General features: G+C 42.2%; 22 protein-coding genes. 1 reads left to right on the forward strand and 21 read right to left on the reverse strand.

Translation table 11 applies throughout. The annotated features are described in order from the left end of the window. On the forward strand, positions 1 to 1,762 hold a 1,762-nt coding region (locus B3R79_RS00820), incomplete at its 5' end, for a penicillin-binding transpeptidase domain-containing protein (RefSeq protein WP_293693169.1). Positions 1,763 to 1,872: 110 nt separating this feature from the next. On the opposite strand, the gene pepC is transcribed toward B3R79_RS00820, so the two are convergent. The 21 genes from pepC to nagA form a co-directional block, all read right to left on the reverse strand. After that, entirely contained in the window at positions 1,873 to 3,219 is a 1,347-nt protein-coding gene (gene pepC / locus B3R79_RS00825; RefSeq protein WP_204984762.1) for an aminopeptidase C, read from the reverse strand. A 158-nt stretch (positions 3,220 to 3,377) separates the two neighbouring features. After that, positions 3,378 to 4,202, reverse strand: coding sequence for an ammonia-dependent NAD(+) synthetase (gene nadE, locus B3R79_RS00830; RefSeq protein WP_167829269.1), 825 nt, complete (start codon positions 4,200 to 4,202; stop codon positions 3,378 to 3,380). Continuing rightward, on the reverse strand, positions 4,199 to 5,659 hold the full coding sequence (locus tag B3R79_RS00835) for a nicotinate phosphoribosyltransferase (protein ID WP_168261328.1): 1,461 nt from the start codon (positions 5,657 to 5,659) through the stop codon (positions 4,199 to 4,201). Before B3R79_RS00835 ends, nadE begins: the two co-directional genes overlap by 4 nt. Before the next feature lie 180 nt (positions 5,660 to 5,839). Beyond that, complete coding sequence (trxB, locus tag B3R79_RS00840; protein WP_168261329.1) at positions 5,840 to 6,754, reverse strand: thioredoxin-disulfide reductase; 915 nt, start codon at positions 6,752 to 6,754, stop codon at positions 5,840 to 5,842. 65 nt (positions 6,755 to 6,819) lie between these two features. Next, positions 6,820 to 7,044, reverse strand: coding sequence for a DUF4059 family protein (locus B3R79_RS00845; protein ID WP_154454656.1), 225 nt, complete (start codon positions 7,042 to 7,044; stop codon positions 6,820 to 6,822). Positions 7,045 to 7,121: 77 nt separating this feature from the next. Further along, on the reverse strand, positions 7,122 to 7,865 hold the full coding sequence (locus B3R79_RS00850) for an amino acid ABC transporter ATP-binding protein (RefSeq protein ID WP_293693170.1): 744 nt from the start codon (positions 7,863 to 7,865) through the stop codon (positions 7,122 to 7,124). Continuing rightward, complete coding sequence (locus B3R79_RS00855) at positions 7,858 to 8,664, reverse strand: amino acid ABC transporter permease (RefSeq protein ID WP_154454658.1); 807 nt, start codon at positions 8,662 to 8,664, stop codon at positions 7,858 to 7,860. The genes B3R79_RS00850 and B3R79_RS00855 overlap by 8 nt, the downstream gene beginning before the upstream one ends. A gap of 63 nt (positions 8,665 to 8,727) precedes the next feature. Continuing rightward, on the reverse strand, positions 8,728 to 9,561 hold the full coding sequence (locus B3R79_RS00860) for a transporter substrate-binding domain-containing protein (RefSeq protein WP_168261331.1): 834 nt from the start codon (positions 9,559 to 9,561) through the stop codon (positions 8,728 to 8,730). A 232-nt stretch (positions 9,562 to 9,793) separates the two neighbouring features. Continuing rightward, the gene (locus tag B3R79_RS00865) at positions 9,794 to 11,137 is read right to left on the reverse strand and encodes a DEAD/DEAH box helicase (RefSeq protein WP_293693171.1); all 1,344 of its coding nucleotides are present in this window, start codon (positions 11,135 to 11,137) and stop codon (positions 9,794 to 9,796) included. 199 nt (positions 11,138 to 11,336) lie between these two features. Further along, entirely contained in the window at positions 11,337 to 12,350 is a 1,014-nt protein-coding gene (mraY, locus tag B3R79_RS00870) for a phospho-N-acetylmuramoyl-pentapeptide-transferase (RefSeq protein WP_293693172.1), read from the reverse strand. 1 nt (position 12,351) lies between these two features. Next, a complete protein-coding gene (gene pbp2X, locus B3R79_RS00875) occupies positions 12,352 to 14,619 on the reverse strand; it encodes a penicillin-binding protein PBP2X (protein ID WP_293693173.1) in 2,268 nt (755 codons plus the stop codon). 3 nt (positions 14,620 to 14,622) lie between these two features. After that, positions 14,623 to 14,946 (reverse strand): cell division protein FtsL, encoded by a 324-nt coding sequence (ftsL, locus tag B3R79_RS00880; RefSeq protein ID WP_235280484.1) that lies wholly within the window; start codon positions 14,944 to 14,946, stop codon positions 14,623 to 14,625. Continuing rightward, entirely contained in the window at positions 14,933 to 15,898 is a 966-nt protein-coding gene (gene rsmH, locus B3R79_RS00885; RefSeq protein WP_293651014.1) for a 16S rRNA (cytosine(1402)-N(4))-methyltransferase RsmH, read from the reverse strand. Before rsmH ends, ftsL begins: the two co-directional genes overlap by 14 nt. A gap of 115 nt (positions 15,899 to 16,013) precedes the next feature. Continuing rightward, positions 16,014 to 17,264: a glutamate-5-semialdehyde dehydrogenase gene (locus B3R79_RS00890; protein WP_293693174.1), complete on the reverse strand. Its 1,251-nt coding sequence runs from the start codon at positions 17,262 to 17,264 to the stop codon at positions 16,014 to 16,016. 12 nt (positions 17,265 to 17,276) lie between these two features. Next, entirely contained in the window at positions 17,277 to 18,080 is an 804-nt protein-coding gene (gene proB / locus B3R79_RS00895) for a glutamate 5-kinase (protein ID WP_168261339.1), read from the reverse strand. A 75-nt stretch (positions 18,081 to 18,155) separates the two neighbouring features. After that, complete coding sequence (locus B3R79_RS00900; RefSeq protein ID WP_168261340.1) at positions 18,156 to 18,575, reverse strand: hypothetical protein; 420 nt, start codon at positions 18,573 to 18,575, stop codon at positions 18,156 to 18,158. 29 nt (positions 18,576 to 18,604) lie between these two features. Next, a complete protein-coding gene (gene tkt, locus B3R79_RS00905; RefSeq protein ID WP_293693175.1) occupies positions 18,605 to 20,590 on the reverse strand; it encodes a transketolase in 1,986 nt (661 codons plus the stop codon). 128 nt (positions 20,591 to 20,718) lie between these two features. Further along, positions 20,719 to 20,976 carry a DUF896 family protein gene (locus tag B3R79_RS00910; protein WP_168261342.1) on the reverse strand — a complete coding sequence of 86 codons (258 nt, stop codon included), beginning with the start codon at positions 20,974 to 20,976 and terminating at the stop codon, positions 20,719 to 20,721. Positions 20,977 to 21,088: 112 nt separating this feature from the next. Continuing rightward, on the reverse strand, positions 21,089 to 23,128 hold the full coding sequence (gene glyS / locus B3R79_RS00915; RefSeq protein WP_293693176.1) for a glycine--tRNA ligase subunit beta: 2,040 nt from the start codon (positions 23,126 to 23,128) through the stop codon (positions 21,089 to 21,091). Beyond that, entirely contained in the window at positions 23,128 to 24,045 is a 918-nt protein-coding gene (gene glyQ / locus B3R79_RS00920) for a glycine--tRNA ligase subunit alpha (protein ID WP_293693177.1), read from the reverse strand. Before glyQ ends, glyS begins: the two co-directional genes overlap by 1 nt. A gap of 330 nt (positions 24,046 to 24,375) precedes the next feature. Continuing rightward, entirely contained in the window at positions 24,376 to 25,524 is a 1,149-nt protein-coding gene (nagA, locus tag B3R79_RS00925; protein ID WP_293693178.1) for an N-acetylglucosamine-6-phosphate deacetylase, read from the reverse strand. Positions 25,525 to 25,594 lie beyond the last annotated feature (70 nt).

The raw sequence follows: 25,594 nt of genomic DNA on the forward strand, positions 1-25,594 counted from the left end.
CTACGGGATGCTGACAGCGGCTAAATCTTACTATGGCAAGGACCTCAAAGACTTGTCTATTGCCCAATTAGCGCTTTTAGCAGGGCTTCCTCAAGCACCAAGCCAATACAACCCTTACACCAATCCAGATGCTGCCCAAAATCGTCGTGATACCGTTTTATCACAAATGTACGAAGATGGCGACATCTCAAAAGAAGAATACCAAACTGCTATTGCAACACCAGTCACTGATGGTTTACAACCATTGACCGAAACGTCTAGCTATGATGATTACTTGGATAATTACATCAAGGAAGTCATCGAAGAAGTCAAAGACGAAACTGGTCAAGACATTTATTCAGCAGGTTTGAAGGTTTACACAAACGTAGATACCGATGTTCAAAAATACCTCTGGAATGTCTATAATACTGACTATTATGTGTCTTACCCTGACTCTGATTTGCAAGTGGCTTCAACCATTATCGATGTCAATACTGGTAAAGTCATTGCGCAACTTGGTGCACGAAACCAAGACACAACCGTTTCATTGGGAACCAACCAAGCCGTTCTTACCGATAGGGACTGGGGGTCAACCATGAAACCTATTACAGATTATGCCCCAGCTATTGAAGACGGTATTTACACAAGTACTGCTGCCACAACCAGCGATACCAAGTACTACTGGCCTGGCACTTCAACTCAGCTCTACAACTGGGACCGTCAATACTATGGCAACATGACTATTCAAACAGCCATTCAACAATCGCGTAACGTTCCTGCCGTGAGAGCCTTGGAAGCTGTTGGTTTGAATAATGCTAAGAAATTCCTAGAAGGTTTGGGCATTTACTACCCTCAACTTTACTATTCAAACGCCATTTCAAGTTCGACAAGTGACTCGAATGAAAAATACGGCGCAAGCAGTCTGAAAATGGCTGCTGCCTACGCTGCTTTTGCAAATGGTGGAACCTATTACAAACCACAATACGTCAACAAGATTGAATTTAACGATGGAACTAGCCAAACCTTTGAAACATCTGGTACACGTGCCATGAAGGAAACAACAGCCTACATGATGACGTCAATGCTGAAAACCGTTTTGACTTACGGTACTGGTACAACAGCTTCTATCCCTGGTTTATACCAAGCTGGTAAAACAGGAACATCAAACTATTCTGATGAAGAATTAGAAAAAATTGAACAAACAACTGGTATTTACAACAGTGCAGTTGGAACCATGGCACCTGATGAATTATTTGTTGGTTACACAACGCAATATTCGATGGCAGTGTGGACAGGTTACAAAGACCGTATGACTCCAATCTACGGTAGTGGGCTAAACGTTGCGGCCGAAGTTTACAAGGCTATGCAAAGTTACCTCAATGAAAAATACGGTAGCGGTAGCAAGAACTTCACGCAACCAAGTGGCGTTTACACAAGCGGTGGTTATGTTTACCTAAAAGGGGCAAAAAATAATTCTTCTGCCTCATCTTCATTGTCATCTGTATATAGTAACCTCTACGGTTCTAATTCAAGTTCTTCAGAAGACCAAACATCAACAGAAGTTTCATCTTCAACAGATAGCTCTGATAACGATGATAATACTAGCGATAGTAATTCAATGAGTAACAATCCTTCTGTAAGCACCCCTGATGCAATAACAGATGCCAACAATAGCTATAACAATAACAACAGCTATACAACACCTAATAACAATACGACCAGCGATGCTAATAGCACGACAAGCCAAAACAACTCTGATAGCACAGCGACAACTGGTCAATAATACTTATGCAAAAAGCCTGTAACTAAAAATGTTACAGGCTTTTTGATGACTTCAACATTTTGTGATAAAAAACTGGCTTGGAGAAATATCCAACGCCAGTTTTAATATTTTTACAAATCTGTTTGGCTAGCCAAGGCTCCCATTGGGTCCCAAGGTGCTAATACAGTTGGTTCAGCTTCATAAGCAGCAAGTTCCTCATCAGTTAAGAATTCTTTACGAACGACGATTTGGTAGGTAAATTCATCCATCCAAGCGTCTGAAGCAACGAAGTAACCTTTGTCACCAACTTTTTCTCCCCATGAATTTTCAACTTTCCATTTGAGAGGTTCGCCATTTTCAGCCAAATCCACACCAGTTAAGACCATAGCGTGAGTCATCAAGCTTTCGCTGTAATCCAAACGTCCTGCTTTGTCTTGTGTGAAGGAAATGTTCATAGCCGTATCAAAATCGTAAACATTTGTTGCTAAGATACCTTTTTGACGGTCTGAAATTTGACCGACATCAGAACCAAACCAAACGGTTTCACCAGCTTGCATTTGAGCAATAGCCAATTCTTTGAAACGTGTCATATCAAGATTGAGGTAACGTACCGCACGACTACCCACAACGTTACCAAGCATATCAACAGTGTAAGATTTGCCATAAGGTTTGTCTGCTGTTGGGGCATTGATAACAGAAACGTAATCTGATAGGTTCAAACCAACGTATTTTTTGAAGAATTCTTGTGGTGTAATGTTTTTATCAGAATGGTAGTTGTTGTCTTTGTCACGGTAAGCAAAGTCAAATGTGCGTGGTGGCAAACCGAGATTAACAGCCAAGAAATTGAAGATTTCTTGAAGTAAAGCTTCTTTTTGAGCTCTGATGCCTTCAGCACCGACACCTGCTGCAACAGCTTCACGCAAAATTTGAGCATCTTGACGCAACAATTTGTTCAAGTATTGGTTCAATTCACGGCTGTTGCTTGATGATACTGATTCTGGGTAAGCTGATTTTGGCACGACACCGTATTTTTCAAAAAGAGCCACCACCATATCCCATTGACCACCGTCTTGTTGGGGAACGTCTAGTAAGAATTTCACTTTACGGCTGCCAAGTTCTTGGTCTGCAGTCGCAATGACTTGTTCTAAGAACCAGTTTGATTTTTCGTATTTGTCCCAGAAGAATGTGTGGGCTTGAGAAAGCTCGAAATTATCCAAGTTAAGGTCTGAAATCAATTTGTGACGAAAGGTATTAAGCGCCGCAAACATCCAGCAACGACCTGATGCTTTTTGGTTAGCTACCTTATCTTTTGTCAAATCAATAGAAAAGACATGGTCGTTTTCCACTTGGCTTTGGCGTGTTTCAAGTGATTTCAACAAGCCGTTGTGAGTGACAGCATTTTCAACAGCACGCAATTTGCTATTGTCTTGAAAATCAGCAAATAGTTTGTCTGTAAATGATGATGATAATTCTGACATATTTCCTCCTCCAAAATCAGTCAAGCAAGCACCTAGCCCTACTTAACCAAATTAATCACTATCTATTATAACGCTTAAGAGGCAGAATTCAAGCAATTATAGGGAATTCTGGCTTAAAAGCGGCAAAAAAGACCTTAGCGGTCTTTTTTGAATCTGTTTTATTTCCAAAAATCATCAAAAACGGTGATTGGTAAATGGCGTTTGTGTTCGGTTTTACGCCACCAGTTTTCAATGGTTTCTTTGGCTTTTGGTGACACTTCTTTACCTTCAAGGTAATCATCAATATCGTTGTAAGTCACACCAAGAGCCACTTCGTCAGCAATACCTGGGCGATTTTCTTCCAAATCAGCAGTTGGAATTTTTTCATAAATGGCTGGGTTAGCCCCTAATTCTGCCAATAATTGTTTGCCCTGGCGTTTGTTGAGGCGATAAAGCGGGATAACGTCAGCACCACCGTCACCGAATTTGGTAAAGAAGCCTGTGATGTTTTCTGCAGCGTGATCTGTTCCGATAACCGCTCCGCTATTGGCACCAGCCACGGCATATTGGGTAATCATGCGTTGGCGAGCCTTGATATTTCCCTTATTAAAATCAGAAACTTCAATACCTGCTTCTTCAAGGGCTGCAACTTGCCCATCAACACCTGCTTTGATGTTCACTGCAATGCTGACGTCTGGCTTGATAAAAGCAAGGGCACGTTGGGCATCCTCTTCGTCTGCTTGCACGCCATATGGCAAACGCACTGCGATAAAGCGATAACTGTCGTCACCTGTTTCAGCACGGAGTTCTTCTACTGCGATTTGTGCCAAACGTCCTGCCAAACTAGAATCTTGCCCACCTGAAATTCCTAGCACATAGCTTTTTAAGAAACTATGCTTTTTCAAATAGTCTTTAAGAAAATCAACCGATACACGAATTTCTTCTTTTGGGTCAATGCTTGGTTTTACTTTTAATTCTGCAATAATCTCATCTTGTAAACTCATTTCACTTCTCCTTTTTGTTGGGCTTCCTTACGAATACGGTCAATCAAGTTCATCTTGTTTTCCCAGACATCTAATGACAAATCCACTGGGTAATCTTGCGGATTTAAGATACGTTTGTACTCATCCCACAATTTGTCAAATTCTTGGCGGGCATAGGTTTGAATATCTGAAAGATTAGGCAAGTCATACACCAATTTACCCTTGTCAAATACATCAACCAAAAGTGGCACTGCTTCAAAGTCTTTTACTGTTTTATTGATGTAAGTATAGGTTGGATGGAACATGTAGATTTCATCCAAAGCATTCACATCTGTATCAGTAAAGGTGATGTAGTCCCCTTCGGTTTTTCCTTTTTCACGGCTGGTAATACGCCAAACTTGCTTCTTACCTGGGGTTGATACTTTTTCAGCGTTATTAGACAGTTTGATAGTGTCTTGCATCTCGCCGTTATCGTCTTCAATAGATACGATTTTGTAAACGGCCCCCATAGCTGGCTGGTCATAAGCCGTGATAAGCTTAGTACCAACTCCCCAAACATCAATTTTAGCTTTTTGCATTTTGAGGTTGAGGATGGTATTTTCATCCAAATCATTAGACGCGTAGATTTTGGCATCAGGATAACCAGCGTCATCTAGCTGTTCACGGACTTTCTTAGACAAATAAGCCATGTCCCCTGAGTCAATGCGAACACCGAGGAAATTAATCTTGTCACCCAGTTCATTGGCCACACGAATAGCAGCAGGAACACCAAGGCGAAGGGTATCGTAAGTATCTACAAGGAAAACACAATCCTTGTGCGTGCCAGCATAGGCCATGAAGGCTTCGTAATCATCTCCGTAAGCCTGCACCAAAGAATGCGCGTGCGTTCCTGAAACAGGAATGTCAAACAATTTACCAGCACGAACATTTGAAGTAGCATTGGCACCACCGATAACAGCTGCGCGGGTTCCCCAAATGGCAGCATCCATTTCTTGGGCACGACGCGTTCCAAATTCAAGCAAAGGTTCATCGTCAATCACCGAACGAATGCGAGAAGCCTTGGTCGCAATGAGGGTCTGAAAATTCACGATATTAAGCAAGGCTGTTTCTACTAATTGGCATTGTGCCAGTGGACCTTCCACCTGAACAATCGGCTCATTAGCAAAGACCAAATCCCCTTCTTGAGCCGAACGAATACTCAATTCCAGCTTGAGATTTCTCAAATAATCAATGAAATCCGCAGCGTAACCCAAGCTTTCCAAATAAGCAATGTCGGTGTCGCTAAAGTGCAAGTTATTCAAGTATTCCACCATGCGTTGTAGCCCCGCAAAAACAGCGTAGCCACTAGCAAAAGGTTCTTTTCTAAAATAAATCTCAAAGACTGCATTTTTATTATGGATGCCCTTATCAAAATACACTTGCATCATGTTAATCTGATACAAGTCGGTATGGAGTGTTAAACTATCGTCTTGATACATCTGACTTTCCTCGTTTTTATTTTTGTTTGGACTCAGAAGGCTAAAAACCATCGCAGCTGCCAAAACAGTTAGTAATCTCTCATATTATAGCACAAATACAAGGGACTTGCTAAAATCTTTGTGAGTTTTCCTTCAAAGAATATTAAAAAGGATAGCCAAAAGCCATCCCTTTGTCAAATATTAAGACATATTTTCAATGTACTGGTAAACACCTTGCCCAGCAATGGCACCATCACCAACAGCTGTGGCAATCTGACGCAAGTCTTTTTGGCGCACATCTCCAATGGCAAAAATACCAGGAATGCTTGTTCTCATGTGCTCATCTGTCAGCACCCAACCTGCTTCATCAGTAATGCCCAAGTCAGCCACCATGTGTGACACAGGGTCAATACCCACATAGATGAAAATACCGCCAAAATCATGTTCACTGATTTCGCCCGTTTTGACGTTTTCAATAGTCACGCCTGATACCTTCACGTCTGTTCCTTTGATTTCTTTCACAACCGAATCCCAAATAAAATGAACCTTGTCATTAGAAAAGGCACGATCTTGCAAAATCTTTTGGGCACGCAAAGCATCACGACGATGAATAATGGTCACTGATTTGGCAAATTGAGTCAAGTAAACCGCTTCTTCAACGGCAGAATCACCGCCACCAACAACCAACAAATCTTGGTTGCGGAAAAAAGCACCGTCACACACCGCACAGTAAGAAACGCCGCGACTAGTGTATTCTTCCTCACCAGTCACACCAAGCGTGCGATGTTTGGCTCCTGTGGCTAAAATAACCGTCTTGGCTTCGTAGGTATTGTCATCCGTCACCACGCGCTTGACAGCACCAGCATCTTCCACACGTTGCACAATCCCGTAGATATTTTCCACTTCAAATTTTTCAAGCGGTGTGTACATGTTCATGGCTAATTCAGGCCCTGAAATGCGGTCATAACCTGGGTAGTTCTCAATGTCTGAGGTATTGTTCATCTGACCACCAGGTGCTCCTTGTTCGATAATACCAACTTTTATGTTAGACCTTGCGGCATAAAGAGCAGCTGTCATCCCAGCTGGTCCTGATCCGATAATGAGTGTATCATACATGCTTATACTCTCCTCAACTGTTTTCGTTTTTTCATTGTATCAGTCAAGCAAGCCAATTTCAATCATTAGGCTCGCAACATTAAAATAATCGCCATAAACGCAAACGACAAAACGGGTACCGTCATTAAAATGATGGTCACCAAGTCATACAAAAAGGCTTGACGTTCTTTGGCTGTCTTATCCAAATGGCGAAAAACGCGCCACAAGGTCCATAAAATAGCCGCAACAATCGCAAAGACAAGCCCTGATAATAGTCCTTGTAGGTAAAAACCTAATATTTCTAAAAACATATCTTATCCTATCATTGTTTTCATTTGATAAAAAGAGCCAAAAGACTTCTGGCTCTCATTATAACAAAATTTAGGCTTTAAATGTACGTTTTTTGGTAGTTTGCGAAAAATTCTTTGGTGCGTTCTTCTTTAGGGTGTTTAAAGAGTTCCTCAGGTGTGCCTGATTCGATGATATGTCCCTTATCCAAGAAAAGCACATAATCAGCGACTTGATAGACAAAATTCATATCGTGACTGACCAAAATCATGGTTTGCCCATCCTTAGCCGCATTGGCAATGGATTTTTCCACTTCACCAACCAATTCTGGGTCCAAGGCTGATGTTGGTTCGTCCAGCAACAAGACATCAGGTTTCATGGCAAGTGCACGCGCCAAGCCAACCCGTTGTTTTTGCCCCCCTGATAATTGTTTGGGGTAATGGTTTTCACGGTCTGATAACCCAACCTTAGCCAGCTCTTCCTTGGCAATTTTGGTGGCTTGGTCATCAGGCATTTTCTTAACAATTTTAAGCCCTTCTTTGACGTTATCAAGTGCTGTGCGACGCTCAAAAAGGTTGAATTGTTGGAAAACCATCGCTAATTTGCGACGTAGGGTCAAGATTTCTTCTGTGCTAATCGTTTGAAAGTCAACCTTAAAATCATCGATTTGAATTGTGCCACTATCAGGCTTTTCTAGATAATTTAGGCTGCGTAAAAAGGTTGATTTTCCTGCTCCTGATGCTCCGACAATGGCAATCACCTCACCTTTTTGAATGGTGACATCAATACCATCTAAAACCTTTTGCCCTGCAAAAGTTTTGGTTAAATGACTGATTTTAATCATTAGCAATCACCTCTTGCGTTTCTAAACTGGTCTTAGGAGGCTCAATTGATAATTTCTTTTCAATAAGACGTCCTGTTTGTTCAATGATAATGCTGACTGCCCAGTAAACCAAAGCTACCGCAATATAGCGTTCAAAATAACGATAGTCCGAACCACCCAAGATTTGAGCTTGGGCAAACATTTCAATAATCCCAACGTTAAAAGCCAAAGATGTTTCTTTTGTCAAACCAATCAAGCTATTGATAAGGGTTGGTGTGGCAATCACGGCTGCATTAGGGATAATCACACGGCGGTAGACTTGAAGATTGGTCATCCCCAAACTCTTAGCCGCCTCAATTTCACCTGCATTAACCGCCTGAATGGCAGCACGAATGGTTTCGCTGGCATAGGCTGCATTATTTAAGGCAAAAGCCGTAATGGCAAAAACCGACGCTGGAATGGCATTGATATTCCAATCAAAACCGTACTTTTGATTTAAAAATTTCAAAAACAAGGGAATCCCATAATAACTCAACATCAATTGAACCAAGATAGGCGTCCCACGTAGGAAACTCACAACAACGGACTGAATGGGATACAAGATTTTGGTTTGATTGATTTTGACAATCGCAAAAAGCAAAGCGAGCAAAATACCAAAAACCGCACCGCCCAAGGTCAAGCCCAGCATGACTGGAACACGTTCAATGATAGATGGCATGGCATCAAAAACCGCACGCCAACTAAAGAGATGACCTTCTGGAATGTGTTCGAGTAAACGGTCATACCAAGATAAACCTGAAGCAAGTATCGTAAATGACATAACATTCTCCTTTCCATATCGTCATCAAAGCTTATCTTTTCTTAATGGATGAAAGCCTAGGTACTAATCAAGCCCTGACACATAGTCCCCACCAAAGTAAGTTTCGCTCAAGCTAGCCAAAGTCCCATCTTTTTTCAAAGTTTTAAGGCGTTTATTGACAAAGCTTTGGAGTTCTTTTCCTTCTTTGGTGTCCGCAAAGACAAGGTATTCTAAACCGTCTGTCTTGTCCCCAACTTGGTCGCTGAGTTTGGTCACCGTCACATCAAACCCTTGGTCCTTGGCAATGTACTCAGCTGAAATGGCATCGTATAAAATAAAGTCAATATTGCCATTTTCAACGCGTTGGACACGTGTGGTCACCCCAGTTGAGCTAGACACATAATTGATTTGAATAGGGGTTTTGTCAGGGTGATCAGTGTTCCATTTTTCAAGGATTTGCGCATAATTGGTTCCTGAAATGACTTCTGTGCTTTTACCTGATAAGTCGTCCAAACTGCTGTATTGTGTGCCTTTTTGACTGACAATAGCCGCATTTGAGCGAGAAATAGGGTTAGAGAACAGGTATTTTTGGGCACGTTGTTCATTGTAGTTAAAATCATTGGCCGCAATTTGGTAACGTCCCGCATCAATTCCTGTCAAAATGGAATCAAAAGGCGTTGTGACAAATTCGACTTGGTAGTCCTTTGAATCCTTGAAAATGGCCTTGACCACGTCAATATCGTAGCCTTTGTAGGTCTTTCCATCTTTGTAGGTAAAAGGAGCCGTATCAGAATCTGTTGCAACCTTAATCACCGTTTTACCGTCAGACTGGTTTTGTGATTGAGTTGAGCAAGCCGACAAAACGGCTAGGAAAATTAGGGCTAGGGTGCTTAACAGCGTAACAGATTTCTTTTTCATAAGGCGTCCTCTTTTCTTTTAATCTGTTACAGTCTATCAAACTTAGAGCAACTTTCCCAATACATATTTTTTATAGCACTGATAAGAAAAAACTATCAAAACCATAAGCACAAAAATTGACAAAAAAAGACCTGAAACAAGCGTCGCAGATCTCTTTGAGGATTATATAATCATCGCAACAGATGATAGAGGATCATTTAGCTGGGAACAAGGTTTGGTTCCACCACATATCTTAGAAAGTTTGTTTTTTGGCTTTACGTTCTGCACGTCCTTTGGCACGGTTAGCCGCACGACGCTCACGTTTACGTTTTTCTTCAACTTTCCATTGGATTTTTTTCTTATAACCCGGTTTGATTTTTTTCTTTTTCTTCTTAACCAAACCAATCATTTCAGTATCTAATTTTTGATACGATTTTTCACGATTGGCACGGCGGTCTCGGTCATAGGTGTCCTGGAATTCGCCATTTTTAAGGACTTTTGGCACAAAGGTAATTCCCATTTTTTCCAATTCACGAATATCTGAATCATCGCTTGGTTGGTAAAGGGTAATTGCAACGCCGCTTAGACCATTACGACCTGTACGCCCAACACGGTGCACAAAGAAGGACAAATCTTGCGGAATGGCATCATTGATAACATGACTAACCCCTTCAATATCAATACCACGCGCAGCCAAGTCAGTCGCCACCACATATTCATAAGCCATGTTTTTGATTTGGTTCATGGTACGCTTGCGTTCTCTTGGCGGAATGCCACCGTGGATTTTAGCCACTTTCAAACCATTTGATGCAAGATAGCTGTGCAACTCATCAACACGTTCCTTGGTATTGGCGAAAATCATCGCAATATAAGGACGAATGGCCTTGGTAATTGCCAAAATTTGCTCATTTTTAGCACGGCCCTTCGTTGAAATCAACCAGTTGTCAATGGTATCTGAAATCACCGTATGCGTTACGATTTTTTCCATCACAGGATTGGTCAAGTATTTCTTCAAAAATGGCTGTAATTTTTGCGGAATGGTCGCTGAAAAGACCAGAATTTGAACGTCTTTTGGCAAAGTCCCAGCAATCTTATCAACTGTATCCAAGAATCCCATGTCTAAGGTCATATCAGCCTCGTCGACAACAAAAGTGCGGGCCTTGTAGATTTTCAAATCGCCGGATTTAACCAAATCATAAATACGGCCTGGCGTTCCGATGACGATATGGGGTTGGCTGGTCTTGAGTCGCTCGATTTGTCTAGCCTTATCTGTCCCTCCAACATAGTTTGCCAAACGAACTGGTACCTCAGAATGCTTAGCAATTTGTTTAGCAGCTTGGTAAATTTGCGTGGCCAATTCACGGCTTGGAGCTGTAATAACTGCCTGAACGTCCTTACTTGTCGCATCTAATTGCTCAAAAATTGGCAATAAAAAGGTGTGGGTTTTCCCAGAACCTGTTTTTGATTCTCCCACCAAATCACGACCTGAGCGCACAACAGGAATTAACTTTTGTTGCACGGGTGTTGGGTTTTGAAAGGCTAATTCTTGAAGCGCCTCTCGAATAAAAGGTTTAAAATTAAAGTCGTTAAAAGACATTGCTACCTCGATTCTCCTTATTTCTTTTATCGTACATTCTTTTGGGCAAGCTGCTGAGCTATTCGCTCAAAAAGCACCGCCTCTATTTTCGTGAGTAAACACATGGACACCTTTTTATTATATCATTAAATGGCATATTAAGGCAAAATGACTCACTGGGATACAAAAAAGCCAAGAAAATATCTTGACTCAACTATTTTTAAAAGAGATAAAGGAAGGCTAGGGTGAGCAAGCTGCCGATAGCCCCAACGCTCCAAAGGAAGGCATCCACTCGCCATTCAGACCAGCGCTCCGCTTTTCCTGTCAATCCTCCCAATTCCAAATGGTGGTGGAAAGGCGTCATGCGGAAAATACGGCGACCTTCTCCATATTTTCGTTTGGTGTATTTGAAATAAGCCACTTGCAACATAACAGAGCTAGTTTCAAAGACATAGACAATACCGATAAGTAACAAAGTCCATTCTTGGCGAAGGGCAATGGAAATTGCTGCTAACATCGCTCCTAAAGCCAAACTTCCCACATCACCCATGAAAATTTTGGCTGGTTTGTGGTTAAAGACAAAGAAACCAAACAAAGCTCCAATCATGGTAATGATAATCAACAACACGTCAAATTGTTTTTGCACCACGGCAATCACACCGTAAGCTGCCAAACTAATGGCAACGGAAATAGAGGCCAAGCCATCAATACCATCAGTCAAATTAACCGCATTTGAAAAACCGACAATCCAAAAGAGAACAAAGAAAATGTAAAACCAACCAAGGTGAACATCAAACCCAAAGACATTCAGGTCATCGATACCACTTGAGCGAACGTGAACAAAATAGAAAATCAAACCACCGATGATTTGCAGGCTCATCTTTTGCCACGGAGTTAGTCCCTCATTGATTTGTCGAAAGATTTTGAGGAAATCATCAAGAAAACCGATAATTCCATAAATCAGAATGACCAGCAAAATCCCCGCCGTTCTCCACATGGCTGTACCAGATTCTTTTGCTACAAAAAAGCTAAAGAAGACAGTCACTAAAAGGGCAACGGTTAGAAAGACAGTTCCTCCCATAGTTGGAGTACCAGCTTTTGCCAAATGTTGCTTAACATCTTCGTGCATTTGCTGACCACCAATTTTTTTCAATTGGTAGAAACGAATGAAAGAAGGCATGGCAAGTATCGTTAAGACAAAGGATAGGATACCTGCGACAAAACTTAAAAACATCTTAATCTCCTAGAGTAATAGTAATTTTTTTAACACCTTTAATGTCGGTTTCTGAGGCGACACTTTGTTTGACGACCGTTCCAGAATCAGAGCCCTTAAACTTAATCTTGATACCTGACCAGTTCGAGAATTGTTCCACATTTTCTTTTGTCCAGCCGTACATATCAGGAACTTCTTTGAGGCTTCCTGTCCACAGTAAGATTTGTTCATTTTCAGACAAATTGCTGCCGACAGCTTTAGACATTTTCTTGATTTCGCTGCCAGTTCCCACAACAACTGGGTGAACAAGATTGTCACGGAGTTCTTGGGCGGTATCACCTGGGCTCTTGCCAATATAATCTTTGAGTTTATAAGTGGTTTCTGAGCTAGCACCTGTGACAGCTGTAGTCGTCAAGGTATCCTTCATCATCATGGCTCTTTCCAAAACAGGATTAACCACATCTTGCCAATAAAGGGCATTGAAGGCTTCTGACGGTTGTGGAAGGGTCACGTACATGATAAAATCAGGGTCTTCTGAAGGCACCATAGCAACAACAGAGTAGAGGTTGTCATTTGAGCCAGTCAAATACCCTCCACCTTCTTCAGCGGATGCTGCAATCTGAGCCGTTCCTGATTTAACCGCCACAGAATAATTCCCCACTTGGATAATTGGGCCACCAAGAGCTGCGCTATACAAGGTACCAAATTTCGGGTCTGTTCCGACGGTCACCATATAACCAAGTGTTTGATTGGCCGCATCTTCTGATACAGGATTTCCCACAACCTCAGTCGATGCCACACGGGCTGAATTATTATTTGGGTCATAAATTTGGCTGATGAATTTTGGCTCCAACATGACCCCATTGTTAGAAATCGCTGTGAAAGCACGTAACATTTGCACCTGTGTCACACCAATCCCTTGACCAAAGGCACTCATAGCAATTGTTACTTCATTGTCAGATGGTAAAATACCGCTATCCTCGTTGAGCATTCCAAAGCGAGTTGGGTAACCAAATCTAAAGCGATTAAGATAAGTCAACCATTTGTCATTGCCCATTTTTTGTTCAAGACTAGTCACCGCAACGTTACTTGACCAAGCGAACCCTTGTGCATAGGTCAAGTATTGTACTGATGTATTTCCTTCATTGACGTTCCAGTCGTTGATAGTCGTATCGGCAATGGTAATCCCGTTGATGGTTGAAATCACTTCATTTGGTGAAAAGACCCCTTCATCAATGGCAGATGCCAAAGTCATTACTTTTATGGTTGAACCTGGCTCATAGTAGTTTTGATATAGGAGGTTGTTCCACGTTTTGAGGTTATCCACATTGTAGCCTTCAAGCGTTTGGGCATTGTAAGTTGGGCGTTGCGTTGTCGCTAAAATTTCACCTGTCTTGGCATTGACAACGGTTGCACTAGCATATTTCCCTTTGGCGTGTTCTTGGAAAATATCCATTTGCGATTCCAAATAAGATTGCAATGGCTCCGATAAAGTAGTATAAACGTCTTTCCCGTCAACCGCTTTTTTCACTTCTTTTTCCGTACCAAGAAGGAGGTTACCGTTTTTGTCTTTTTGGTAAATCACACTACCATCTGTCCCTGACAAAATGTTATTTAACGAAGCTTCAATACCAGACGTACCCACCAAACTAGAGGTTTTTCCGTCTTTATTTTCTTTTAATTGGGTCAAACCAATAAATTGAGAGGCAAAAACACCGTTTGGATAGAGGCGACCTGGCGTTGAATCAAAACCAATTCCCTTGATACCAGCTTCTTCCATGGCTTGAGCAATGGCTGACTTCTTGCTGTAAGTCAGGCCTGAGCCTGAACTACCAAAAGATACCTGGAACAAGCCTTTTTGGTTTAATTGTTCTAAGATTTTATCTTTATCAATGCCTAACTGCTCATTTAAAATCTCAGCTACCTTGTTGTACTGCGATTTTTTTACATAGAGCTTTTCACCTGTTGAAGACACATAAGATTTTGAAATAATCGCATAAACGCTATAAGTCGTTGAATCCTCAGCTAAGGCAACACCGTTGCGGTCATAAATGGTCCCACGCTTGGCTTGAACCGTGACTTCTTGCTGATAGACCTCAGAAGCTTCCTTGGATAAATTATGCCCAAACCGTGTGTCTGCTCCGATAATGATGGCGAAATTAATGATAAATATAAAAAAGAGAAAGATGGCCAGAAGCATCAGATTCTGCCCAACGTGCTCTCGATTTTTATTAGGCGTTCGTCTATCTCTTAGCACATAGCCTAAAAAACGATTTTTTAAGTTTCTCATAGACTACTCCACCTGCTTAATGTTATTTTGTTGGCTACTTAAACCTTCTTGCCCAGCAATTTTTTGAATGCGGTCGCGACTGGTCAATTCATTCACTTCCTGCTTGGCGTTGTTGTACTCCGTTTGAACATCACTAATCTGGCTGTTGAGATTGGTGATTTCCTGCTGCACTTCTAAATTGCGACTTTGTAGGTAAACAATACTAATCGCCATGATAATCGCAGTCAGGATAACAGTCCCGTAAAAGACTTTTTCGATGCGATTGAAGGTTCTCATTCGCTTTCTTAGAGCATTGGAGATCGCTATATTTCGATTATTGTTCGTCATGATTTTTGTGAACCTTTCTAGCCACTCTTAGTTTGGCTGAATGGGAGCGGTTGTTAGCTTGTAATTCTTCCTCACTTGGCAGGATTGGTTTGCGATTTACCAAAGCCAAAGTGGGCTGCATATCCTCAGGAATAAAAGGCAATCCTTTGGGAACTTCCACCGTTGAGGCTTCTTTGAACAATTGTTTGGTCAAGCGGTCCTCTAGCGAATGGAAGGTAATCACAGATATCCGACCGTCAACAGCCAACAAATCAATCGCTTGTTGAATGGATTCATCCGCCGCGCCTAGCTCGTCGTTTACTTCGATACGAATGGCTTGGAAAATTTGTTTGGCAGGATGTCCTTTTTTCTTCAATGCCTTAGCTGGTTTGGCTGACTTGATAATCTCTGCCAATTCAGTCGTTGTTTCAATCGGCTTCACTTGCCTTGCTTGCTCAATCTTACGGGCAATTTGTTTTGAAAATTTGTCTTCGCCATACTTAAAAAAAATACGAACTAAATCATGATAATCATAGGTATTGACCACATCATAAGCTGAGAGGTCTTGATCACGATTCATACGCATATCGAGCGGAGCATCTTTTTTATAAGAAAATCCACGTTGGCGTTCATCAAGCTGAGGGCTAGATACCCCTAAATCATATAAAATCCCATCAATTTCACTAACACCATGAGCGGCCAGCTGAGATTTTAAATGCCTAAAGTTGTCCTTGATGAAAGTCACTTGTCCTTTGTCAATATATGGTTTTAAACGAATGTGTGCATTATCAATAGCCGTTTGGTCTTGGTCAAACGCATAGAGGTGCCCTTTGGGACCTAGTTTTGAAAGCAAGTATTCACTATGTCCAGCACCACCCAGCGTGGCATCTACATAGATACCATCTGGCTTGACATCAAGCATATCAACGGTTTCGTGTAGAAGTACTGTTATATGATGAAAATCTTTTGTCATACCTTCCATTATAGCATAAAAAATGAAATGTCGATATAACAAGTTCCACCCTCGGGTATCCAACTGATGGGACAAACAAATAAGAGAAAACCAAACTGGCTTTCTCTTATTTCTTTCATTGTCTGATTTGCCCTTGACCGTTGATATAAAATTTGGTGCTGGTTAGGGCTTCTAGTCCCATTGGACCACGCGCATGCATTTTTTGGGTTGAAATACCAATTTCTGCTCCCAAGCCAAAGACAAAGCCATCAGTGAAACGGGTTGATGCATTGACATAAACGGCAGCTGCATCAACTTCGTCTTGGAAACGTTCCGCGTGCTCAAGGTCTTTTGTGATAATGGCTTCTGAGTGATGCGTCGTGTAGCGATTAACCCAATCAATGGCCTCATCAAGCGAGCCCACAACCTTGACAGACATCACATAATCCAAGAATTCTGTGGCATAGTCCTCTTCTGAAGCGGCTTCTGCATTTTGGAAAATGGCTAGTGCTTTGTCGTCAGCTCGGAAGGTCACAGGATGCACTTTGGCAATTTCCCTTTCCAATTGCGGCAAGAATTGATCGGCCACGGCTTCATGAACCAACAGACTTTCAGCGGCATTGCACACGCTTGGACGCTGGGTTTTCGCATTGATGACAATCTTAGTCGCCATATCAAGATCTGCCCAATCATCCACGTAAATGTGGACATTCCCGACACCTGTTTCAATGACAGGCACTTTTGATTTTTCCTTAACCGTTTGAATGAGGCGAGCCCCTCCACGTGGAATAAGCACGTCAATATAATCGATAGCCTGCATCAATTCCTCCGCAACAGCGTGACTGGTATCCTCAACCAACTGAACAGCATTAGCATCCACACCTGCTTGCGCTAGCGCTTTACGGATAACCGTCACAAGTGCTGTATTCGAATGAATGGCATCACGTCCACCGCGTAAAATAATGGCATTGCTGGTTTTAAAAGCTAGGCTAAACGCATCCACCGAAACATTTGGACGACTTTCAAAAATCATCGCAATGACGCCCAAAGGCACGCGTTTTTGAACGATTTTCAAGCCATCAAGATTGGTGTAGCCACGGACCACCTGACCAATTGGGTCGGGTAGGTCAGCCACCTGACGAACCCCTTCAACAATCCCTTCAATGCGTTTGGCATCCAGACGCAGACGGTCAACCATGACTGGCGAAATGCCATTGTCCTTGGCTTTGGCAACATCACGAGCATTTTCAGCCAAAATAGCATCCGTTTCTGCTAACAAGGCATCTGCCACCTGACCCAAAATCTGATTTTTTTGCGCCGTACCAAGTTTTGCCAAACTTTGGCTAGCTACCTTTGCTTGTTTTCCCAATTCATCAATGTATCCCATCAAGCTCCTCCTTTACTTGACTTGTGAAAACCAGGTTCCTATCTGAGCCCCTTCTAGAACTTTCAAAATATCACGCGGATTTTCACCATTCATTAAAATCATTTGACTGTTTGCATCAAAAATCATTTGCGCACTCTTAATCTTGCTGAGCATTCCACCTGTTCCAAAACGGCTACCTGCACCACCTGCAGATTTGATAATCTCATCCGTGATTTCTGTCACTTGCTTACGAAGTTGTGCGTCATCATAGATATTTGGGTTTTTGTCGTACAAGCCGTCAATGTCTGACAACATAATCAACAAATCAGCCGTTGTCACCTTAGCAACTATAGCTGATAGACGGTCATTATCCCCAAATTTTGTTGTATGGTCCATCTCGTCCACACTGATGGCATCATTTTCATTCACAATCGGCACAATGCCCATGCTTAACAGCGTTTCAAAAGCATTGGTGAAATTCGCCAAACTTTCAGGATATTCCACCACATCACGCGTAATCAAGAGCTGACTCACTTTAGTCTGATAGTGTGCAAAAATCTGTGAATACAGACTCATCATCGCGACCTGACCAACACTTGATACAGCTTGTTGGCGAGCAATTTCCGTCGGTCGTTTGTCCATGTTTAACACATTTAGTCCAAAGCCCATGGCACCTGATGACACCAAAATCACATCTTTGCCCTTGTTCATCAAGCTTGAAATCACAAAGGCCAACTGGTCAAGCTTTTCCAGATTGATTTTGCCATTTGGCATGACAAGTGAACTTGTCCCAATTTTTATCACAATTCGATTAACAGTTTCAAAATTTCGTTTCATATGCCTTATTATACACTAAAAAAACAGTCCGAGGAACTGTTTTTTTCAGACGATAATACAAATCCGCTTAGAATATTACAAAAATGACGATTGGTTAGAGAGGGGGTCCCAAAAGAGGCGATAAATTATGAATTGATTAATGATACCTATAGCCAGTAAGAAAAGTGTCACGAGGCTATTTGCTAGAAACACATTGTTTAACAGTTGTCCGAGGTAAAGCGTAGCAACAAACACAAGCATTCCCACAATCAGCGTCACAAAAACACTCACCATGGTCAGCCATTGCCCATAACGTCGGTTAAATAATTGCGTCACGTCCTGCCATTTTAAGTCTAACAGACGCACATCTCTTCGATAAAACCACTGTCCTTGTAGGAAAATGACTGCAAGCATTCTCACCAAAAAGGCAAGCGTCAAAACAAGAGGCAATTTCAAGACAAAAAAGGAAATGAGCACGAAACCACCCTTCAATGATTTCTTGACCCATTCCCTCATGATTTATCGCATTTAACCTTATGTCTATCTTAAAAAGATTCGTAAAGGCTCACAGCGTTGTCCACAGTAAAGCCATATTCTTCAAAAATCTTAGCACCTGGTGCTGATGCTCCCCAAGTATCGATAGTCAATGTTTTTCCGTTAAGACCAACATATTTGCCCCAACCAAAGCTTGAGCCAGCTTCGATTGCCAAACGTTTTGTAACAGCGGCTGGAAGAATGCTTTCTTTGTAAGCAGCATCTTGTTCGTCAAAGAGATTTTGTGCTGGCATTGAAACCACGCGCACATGAACCCCTTTGTCTGCCAAAGCAGCTTGCGCATCAAGCGCCAATTTCACTTCTGAACCTGTTGCGATAAGAATACCATCAAGGTCACCTTTTGCTTCAGAAATGATGTAAGCTCCCTTGTTGACACCTTTTTCAGCCATTTCCTTAGTGCCTTCAAGGACAGGAAGGTTTTGACGTGTCAAGACAAGCATTGTTGGACGGTCTGTTTCTGCCAAAGCACGTTTCCAAGCAGCGTTAGTTTCATTACCATCAGCTGGACGGATAACGTTCAAGTTTGGCATTGATCGGACACTTGCCAATTGTTCAACGGGCTCGTGTGTTGGACCATCTTCACCAACCGCAATAGAATCGTGAGTCATCACGTAGATGGTTGGCAATTGTTGAAGAGCTGCCATGCGGACGGCTGGAAGCAAGTAGTTTGAAAAGACGAAGAATGTTCCGCCATAAACACGTGTTCCACCGTGCAAGGCAATCCCGTTCATAGCAGCAGCCATGGCAAATTCACGAACCCCAAACCAGATGTTGCGACCGATGTAATTATCAGGTTGGAAATCTGTTTCCTTAGCAACCATGGTATTGTTTGAAGCCGAGAGGTCAGCTGAACCACCCCAGAATGATGGCACTTGGGCAGAAATTTGTTGGATTGCTTGTTGGCTAGACACACGGCTAGCTTGGTTAGAATCCAAGTTAAAGGCTTTAAGATCAACGTTTACAGGTTGGTTGGCAAAGGCTTTTTTGTATTCAGCTGCTAATTCTGGATAAGCCATTTCGTATTCACGGAATTTGGTTTGCCAAGCATTTTCAGCAGCTTCTCCGCGGAATTTAATACCAACTTCAAAGCGTTTTGCGACTTCTTCAGGAACGGTGAATTCAGGGTAATCCCAGCCGTAAGCTTTTTTAGCGTAAGCAATACCTTCAGCGCCAAGCGGAGCGCCGTGAACAGCTGATGTCCCTTGTTTTTCAGCACCGTAACCGATGATGGTTTTCACTTCAATGATAGATGGTTTTTCAGTTTCAGCTTTTGCATCTGCCAAGGCTTTAGCAATAGCTTCCAAATCGTTACCATCTTTCACCAAGATATGTTGCCAACCAAAAGCTTCAAATTTTTCTTTGATGTCTTCTGTGAAGGCTTTTGACGTTGAACCATCTAGCGAAATGTCATTTGAATCGTAAAGAAGGATCAATTTGCCTAGTTTCAAATGCCCAGCAAGGCTAGCAGCTTCTTGGCTGACCCCTTCCATAAGACACCCATCACCATTTAATGCGTATGTATAATGATCAACGATATTAAATCCTGGTTTGTTAAATTTAGCGGCTAAATGCACTTCTGCCATAGCCATTCCGACAGCATTTGCAATCCCTTGTCCAAGAGGTCCAGTCGTTGCTTCAACACCATCTGTATGGTTGACTTCTGGGTGACCTGGTGTTTTTGAGCCCCACTGACGGAAGTTTTTCAAGTCATCCATGCTAACCTTGTAGCCTGATAGATGAAGAAGACTATATAAAAGGGCAGAACCATGTCCTGCAGAGAGCACAAAACGATCGCGGTTAGACCAAGAACGGCTAGTCTTTGGATTAACATTCATTACATGATTCCAAAGGACATAAGCCATCGGAGCAGCTCCCATTGGAAGGCCTGGGTGACCTGAATTAGCTGCTTGAATAGCATCAATCGAAAGCGTACGGACAGTGTTGACTGCCAACTGATCAATAGCATCAAATGTCATGAGTGAAACCTTTCTTTTTTAAGGACTTAAACTATAATTGTTCGGATTCTATTATATCATATCTCTTGAAAATTTTTAACTAGTAGTCTTAAAAAGCTCAGTTATTTCAAAATAACCAAGCTTCCTTTTTATGAATTTGGGTCGTCAAGGCTTCTGCCGTGCAAGCCACGTTCACGTTGCAATTGACGGAGTTTTTCAGGTGTCACGTCGTTTCCTTCCTCGTCAACTAATTTGATACCAGCGATATGGTGAAGGAGTGAGCGGCGGTAACCTTCGATGTATTCTTTACGCAATTCAGCTTGTTCAACTTTTTCTTCACCAGTCAAACCAACTGTTTTTTTCTTGCGTGCGAGTTCATTGATACGTTCAATTTTCTTTTCAAGCATGAGTTCATTCCCAAACGTATCCTGCTAGAAAGATACGTTTTCCTTTCTATTTTGATATCTTAGCTATTTCAAGATAGCAGTAAAATCTACTCAATGAGTAGATTTTACTAGCTTATTTCGTGTTTAATTTGTTAAAGGCAGCCACGCGGCTAGCTTTAGAGCTTAATTGCGATAAAATAGCTAGACGATTATTTTTAACAGCTTTATTATCCACCATAACCATGGTATTGTCAAAGAATTTGTCAATAACTGGGCTCAAAGCAAAGAGTTGTGCCAATTTGTCGCTAGCTGTACCTGACAAGGTCAAGTCTTGTGTGGCCTTGTCCAAGGCTTTTTCATCATCATTTTCAAACAAGCTAGCGGCAACGCTCACACCTGTTGGAGCTTTTTCAGCTAGGTTAAAGACGCGTGATAAGCTTTCTACTGCTGCTTTGTAGCCTTCTGTTTGACTAGCTGCCACCAAAGCATCTACTGTTTCAAGCATTTCAGGCACGATAAGATTAGTGCTTGCTAACACAGCTTCACGAATGTCTTTTGGTGTTTTAGCTGGCATCATTTTTTCCACACGCGCACGGATAAAGTCCATCACTTCTGCTTTGTGCTCGTATGTCAAGCTATCAAATGACAAGGCATAAAGGTCGTCGAGCAATTCATCCATTGGGATAGTTAATCCAAAAACATCCATAATACGCACCACACCTGCTGTTGCACGACGTAGGGCATATGGATCATTTGAACCTGATGGAATCAAGCCAACTGAGAAGAATGACAAGATAGTATCCAATTTATCAGCAAGGGCTAATAGAGCACCTACTTTAGTTTCTGGAAGATCACCATCAGCAGCATTTGGCAAATAATGTTCGCGAATTGCTGTGGCTACGCCTGGTTCTTCGCCTGCAAGAAGGGCATATTTTTCACCCATAATCCCTTGCAATTCATCAAACTCACCGACCATACCTGTCAATAGGTCGAATTTGTAGATTTCAGCTGCACGGGCAAGGGCTGCTTTTTCAGTTTCAGTAGCGCCAGCTTTTTCAGCAAGGTAAGCGGCAATCACTTTGCTGCGTTTCATGTGTTCTGAAAGCGAACCGATTTTTTCGTGGAAAGTCACGTTATCTAGTTTTGCGACAAGGTCCGCAATCTTAAGTTTTTGGTCTTCACGCCAGAAGAATTCACCATCTTCCAAACGCGCCACAAGCACTTTTTCATTTCCTTTGATGACATTGTCAAGGTATTGGTCATTACCATTACGCACGGAAATGAAGTTTGGCATCAACTTGCCGTCTTGGTCACGAACAACAAAGTAACGTTGGTGGTTTTTCATTGATGTAACAAGCACTTCTTCTGGAACGTCAAGGTATTTAGTGTCAAAACTTCCCATAAAGGCAGTTGGGTATTCGACCAAGTTCAAAACTTCGTTAAGCAAGTCGTCATCAATTTCCACTTGTACATTTTGGGCTTTTTCAATGGCTTTGATTTGGTTAACAATCATGTCTTGGCGTTCTTTGGCATCTGCAATGACAAAGACTTGACGCAAATCATCTTCATAAGAATCTGCATTTGCGATTTCAACTTCATGACCAAGGAAACGATGTCCACGGCTCACACGACCTGAATGAATATCCAAGAAATCAAGGTCAAGGTCTTCATCGTCTAATAGAACAGTCAATGTATGAACGGGACGAATGTATTCAAAGGTATTGTTTGCCCAGTGCATATTAACTGGGAAAGTCATAGCAGCTAGGATTTCTGGCAAATCTTTCAATACTTCTTTGGCAGATTTTCCAGCTTCGTGTTTGGTAACGTAAACGTATTCTTCACCTTTCACTTCGCGGAATTCAATATCGTCTGTGGTCAAACCTTTTCCACGCACAAATCCTTGAGCAGCTTTGGTGAACTGACCATCAGCATCCAAGGCGATTTTTTTAGAAGGCCCTTTGAAATCTTCTGTCAAATCAGTTTGTGCATCCGCTAAACCAGTCACACGAACCGCCAAACGACGTGGAGTTGAGAAGGTTTGGATGCTATCAAATGCCAAACGTTTGTCGTTCAAAAAGGCTGCCATACGTTTACCCAATTGTTTTTCACTTGGTGTCACGACATAAGCTGGCAATTCTTCTAAACCAAGTTCTACAAGTAAATTTTTAGTCATTATTCAGCATCCTCCTTCAATAATTGTTCACGTGTGGCTTCATCAAGAAGTGGGTAACCAAGGCGTTTGCGTTCTGCCACAAAGGTTTTAGCGACTTCACGCGCCAAATTACGAATGCGGGCAATGTAGCCAGCACGCTCTGTTACTGAAACCGCACCACGAGCATCCAGCAAATTAAAGGTATGTGAGCATTTCAAAACATAGTCATACGCTGGGTGTACCAAGTGCTTTGCCAAGCAACGTTTAGCTTCTTTTTCGTATTTTTCAAAGTTTTCAAGAAGCATGTCTTGATCTGAAATTTCAAATGAATATTTTGAATGTTCAAATTCAGGTTGTAAGAAAATTTCCCCGTATTTAACACCTGGAGCCCATTCAATATCATAGACAGAATCCACTTCTTGGATGTATGATGCCAAACGTTCCAAACCATAAGTCACTTCTGATGTCACAGGGCCTGTTTGCAAACCACCAACTTGTTGGAAATAAGTGAACTGAGTGATTTCCATACCGTCAAGCCAAACTTCCCAACCAAGACCAGCAGAACCCGTTGATGGGTTTTCCCAGTTGTCCTCAACAAAACGAATATCGTGTTCAAGTGGGTTGATGCCCAATTTTTCCAAAGATTGCAAGTACAATTCTTGAATATTGCTTGGGCTTGGTTTCATAACCACTTGGAATTGGTGGTGTTGGTAAAGACGGTTTGGGTTTTCCCCGTAACGTCCATCGGCAGGACGACGTGATGGTTCCACATAAGCTGCGTTCCATGGTTCTGGACCGATTGCACGAAGGAAGGTATAAGGGCTCATCGTACCCGCACCTTTTTCATTGTCATATGCTTGCATGAGCATGCAACCTTGGTCATTCCAAAATTGTTGCAAGGTTAGAATAATTTCTTGAAATGTTAACTTTTTCGCCATCATCTTCTCCTTAAACATTATTTCTGGTGACGCATCACAAGTGCATTTTAGCCAAAGAAAAAACCGCTAAAACACTCCCATGATACCTCATAAGGGGCGTTTAAACGCGGTTCCACCCTATTTTATTACTTCATTTTATCTGTGTCTAAACTTAGCCTTAGCTAAGCGAAAGCGCCAGTTACTCACAGCATTGTCATCCGACTCCCACCAACTCGGACTCGCTAGGGAAACGCCATAAGACCCTCTCTCTTTAGACAGTATTTTAGCACAAAAGCAAATCCCTGTCTAGGTAAAAATACTAGACAGGGAAAAAGTAGGTCACTAAATGATCTACTCTTCCCAAGCTTTTCTTCCGCCGAGGTAAGTGGCTTGTAGGTTCAAGTCTTTGTCTAGGACGATAAAGTCGGCGTGATGGCCTTTTTTGATTTGGCCACATTCGTTATCAAGTCCTACGGAAATGGCTGGGATTAAGGTTGCCATGCGAATAGCTTCGGCTTTAGACACCAAGCCCCAGTCCACAACGTGTTGCACGGCATCTTTTAGTTGGAGAATAGACCCTGCCAAGGCGCCATTTGATTTGAGGCGTGCGGTTCCTTTTTCGACAATAACAGGAAATTCACCCAACATATAATCCCCGTCTTTTAATCCGCCAGCGCTCATGCAGTCGGTAATCAAAGCCACGTGGTCAGGGCCTTTTTGGTGGAGCAACATATCACAAGCTGATGGGTGAACATGGTGCCCATCGCAAATCAATTCGGCATAGGTATTTGGCATTTCGTAAACGGCACCAACCATACCAGGCTCACGGTGATTGAGTCCTCGCATACCATTGTAGGCGTGCACCCAAACAGAAGCACCAGCTTCAACAGCTTTGATGGCTTGGTCAAAGGTCGCATCAGAATGTCCTAAAGCCACGGTCACACCTTTGTCAGTCGCATAGTTGATAAAGTCCTCAACGTCCTCACGTTCAGGCGCTAGAGCAATCTTACGCAAAAAGCCCTTAGAACTAGCCAACCATTGGTCTAACTCGCTAATAGAAGGATTACGCATATAAGAAGGGTTTTGGGCACCTTTGTATTTTTCAGTAAAGTAAGGGCCTTCGAAAAAGAGGCCTTTGATACGGGCACCGCTTTCTTGCCCTGCAAAAGCTGCTGTTGTTTGGCAAATAGCATTCAAAGTTTCAAATGATGCGGTCAAACCTGTTGGTAAAAAGCTGGTCACACCAGCTCCCAAAAGGGCACGGCTCATTGTTTCTAGTGATTCTTGGCTATTGTCCATCACATCGGCGCCCGCAAAACCATGAATATGCGTGTCCACTAGACCAGGCGCAATGCTATAACCTGTCCAATCCACAATAGTCGTATTTTCTGGCACGCTTTCTTGCCAATCTCCAAAACGATCGCCTTCGATCGCCAGGTAACCACTCGGTTTCACTTGATAAGGGTAATAAAATGCATCTGCTTTGATATAGGTTGTCATGTTGAATACCTCCGTCACTTTCTATTATAAACAAAAGTCCTTTTTTTGTAAATGGTATATACCAAAAAAT

This window comes from Streptococcus sp. UBA3373, from assembly GCF_002360305.1.
GTDB lineage: Bacteria > Bacillota > Bacilli > Lactobacillales > Streptococcaceae > Streptococcus > Streptococcus alactolyticus.

Bases quoted from the DNA above. Each gene is read 5' to 3' on its own strand.
- mraY (WP_293693172.1), bottom strand. From the start codon at position 12,350: ATGTTTTTAAGTTTTGTCGCAGGTATCCTATCCTTTGTCTTAACGATA.
- rsmH (WP_293651014.1), bottom strand. From the start codon at position 15,898: ATGACAAAAGATTTTCATCATATAACAGTACTTCTACACGAAACCGTT.
- trxB (WP_168261329.1), bottom strand. From the start codon at position 6,754: ATGTATGATACACTCATTATCGGATCAGGACCAGCTGGGATGACAGCT.
- pbp2X (WP_293693173.1), bottom strand. From the start codon at position 14,619: ATGAGAAACTTAAAAAATCGTTTTTTAGGCTATGTGCTAAGAGATAGA.
- nadE (WP_167829269.1), bottom strand. From the start codon at position 4,202: ATGAGTTTACAAGATGAGATTATTGCAGAATTAAAAGTAAAACCAAGC.
- B3R79_RS00865 (WP_293693171.1), bottom strand. From the start codon at position 11,137: ATGTCTTTTAACGACTTTAATTTTAAACCTTTTATTCGAGAGGCGCTT.
- B3R79_RS00850 (WP_293693170.1), bottom strand. From the start codon at position 7,865: ATGATTAAAATCAGTCATTTAACCAAAACTTTTGCAGGGCAAAAGGTT.
- B3R79_RS00910 (WP_168261342.1), bottom strand. From the start codon at position 20,976: ATGCTTGAAAAGAAAATTGAACGTATCAATGAACTCGCACGCAAGAAA.
- pepC (WP_204984762.1), bottom strand. From the start codon at position 3,219: ATGTCAGAATTATCATCATCATTTACAGACAAACTATTTGCTGATTTT.
- B3R79_RS00845 (WP_154454656.1), bottom strand. From the start codon at position 7,044: ATGTTTTTAGAAATATTAGGTTTTTACCTACAAGGACTATTATCAGGG.
- ftsL (WP_235280484.1), bottom strand. From the start codon at position 14,946: ATGACGAACAATAATCGAAATATAGCGATCTCCAATGCTCTAAGAAAG.
- B3R79_RS00890 (WP_293693174.1), bottom strand. From the start codon at position 17,264: ATGGGATACATTGATGAATTGGGAAAACAAGCAAAGGTAGCTAGCCAA.
- glyQ (WP_293693177.1), bottom strand. From the start codon at position 24,045: ATGGCGAAAAAGTTAACATTTCAAGAAATTATTCTAACCTTGCAACAA.
- B3R79_RS00855 (WP_154454658.1), bottom strand. From the start codon at position 8,664: ATGTCATTTACGATACTTGCTTCAGGTTTATCTTGGTATGACCGTTTA.
- proB (WP_168261339.1), bottom strand. From the start codon at position 18,080: ATGAAACGAAATTTTGAAACTGTTAATCGAATTGTGATAAAAATTGGG.
- glyS (WP_293693176.1), bottom strand. From the start codon at position 23,128: ATGACTAAAAATTTACTTGTAGAACTTGGTTTAGAAGAATTGCCAGCT.
- B3R79_RS00860 (WP_168261331.1), bottom strand. From the start codon at position 9,561: ATGAAAAAGAAATCTGTTACGCTGTTAAGCACCCTAGCCCTAATTTTC.
- nagA (WP_293693178.1), bottom strand. From the start codon at position 25,524: ATGACAACCTATATCAAAGCAGATGCATTTTATTACCCTTATCAAGTG.
- tkt (WP_293693175.1), bottom strand. From the start codon at position 20,590: ATGACATTTGATGCTATTGATCAGTTGGCAGTCAACACTGTCCGTACG.
- B3R79_RS00835 (WP_168261328.1), bottom strand. From the start codon at position 5,659: ATGTATCAAGACGATAGTTTAACACTCCATACCGACTTGTATCAGATT.
- B3R79_RS00900 (WP_168261340.1), bottom strand. From the start codon at position 18,575: ATGAGGGAATGGGTCAAGAAATCATTGAAGGGTGGTTTCGTGCTCATT.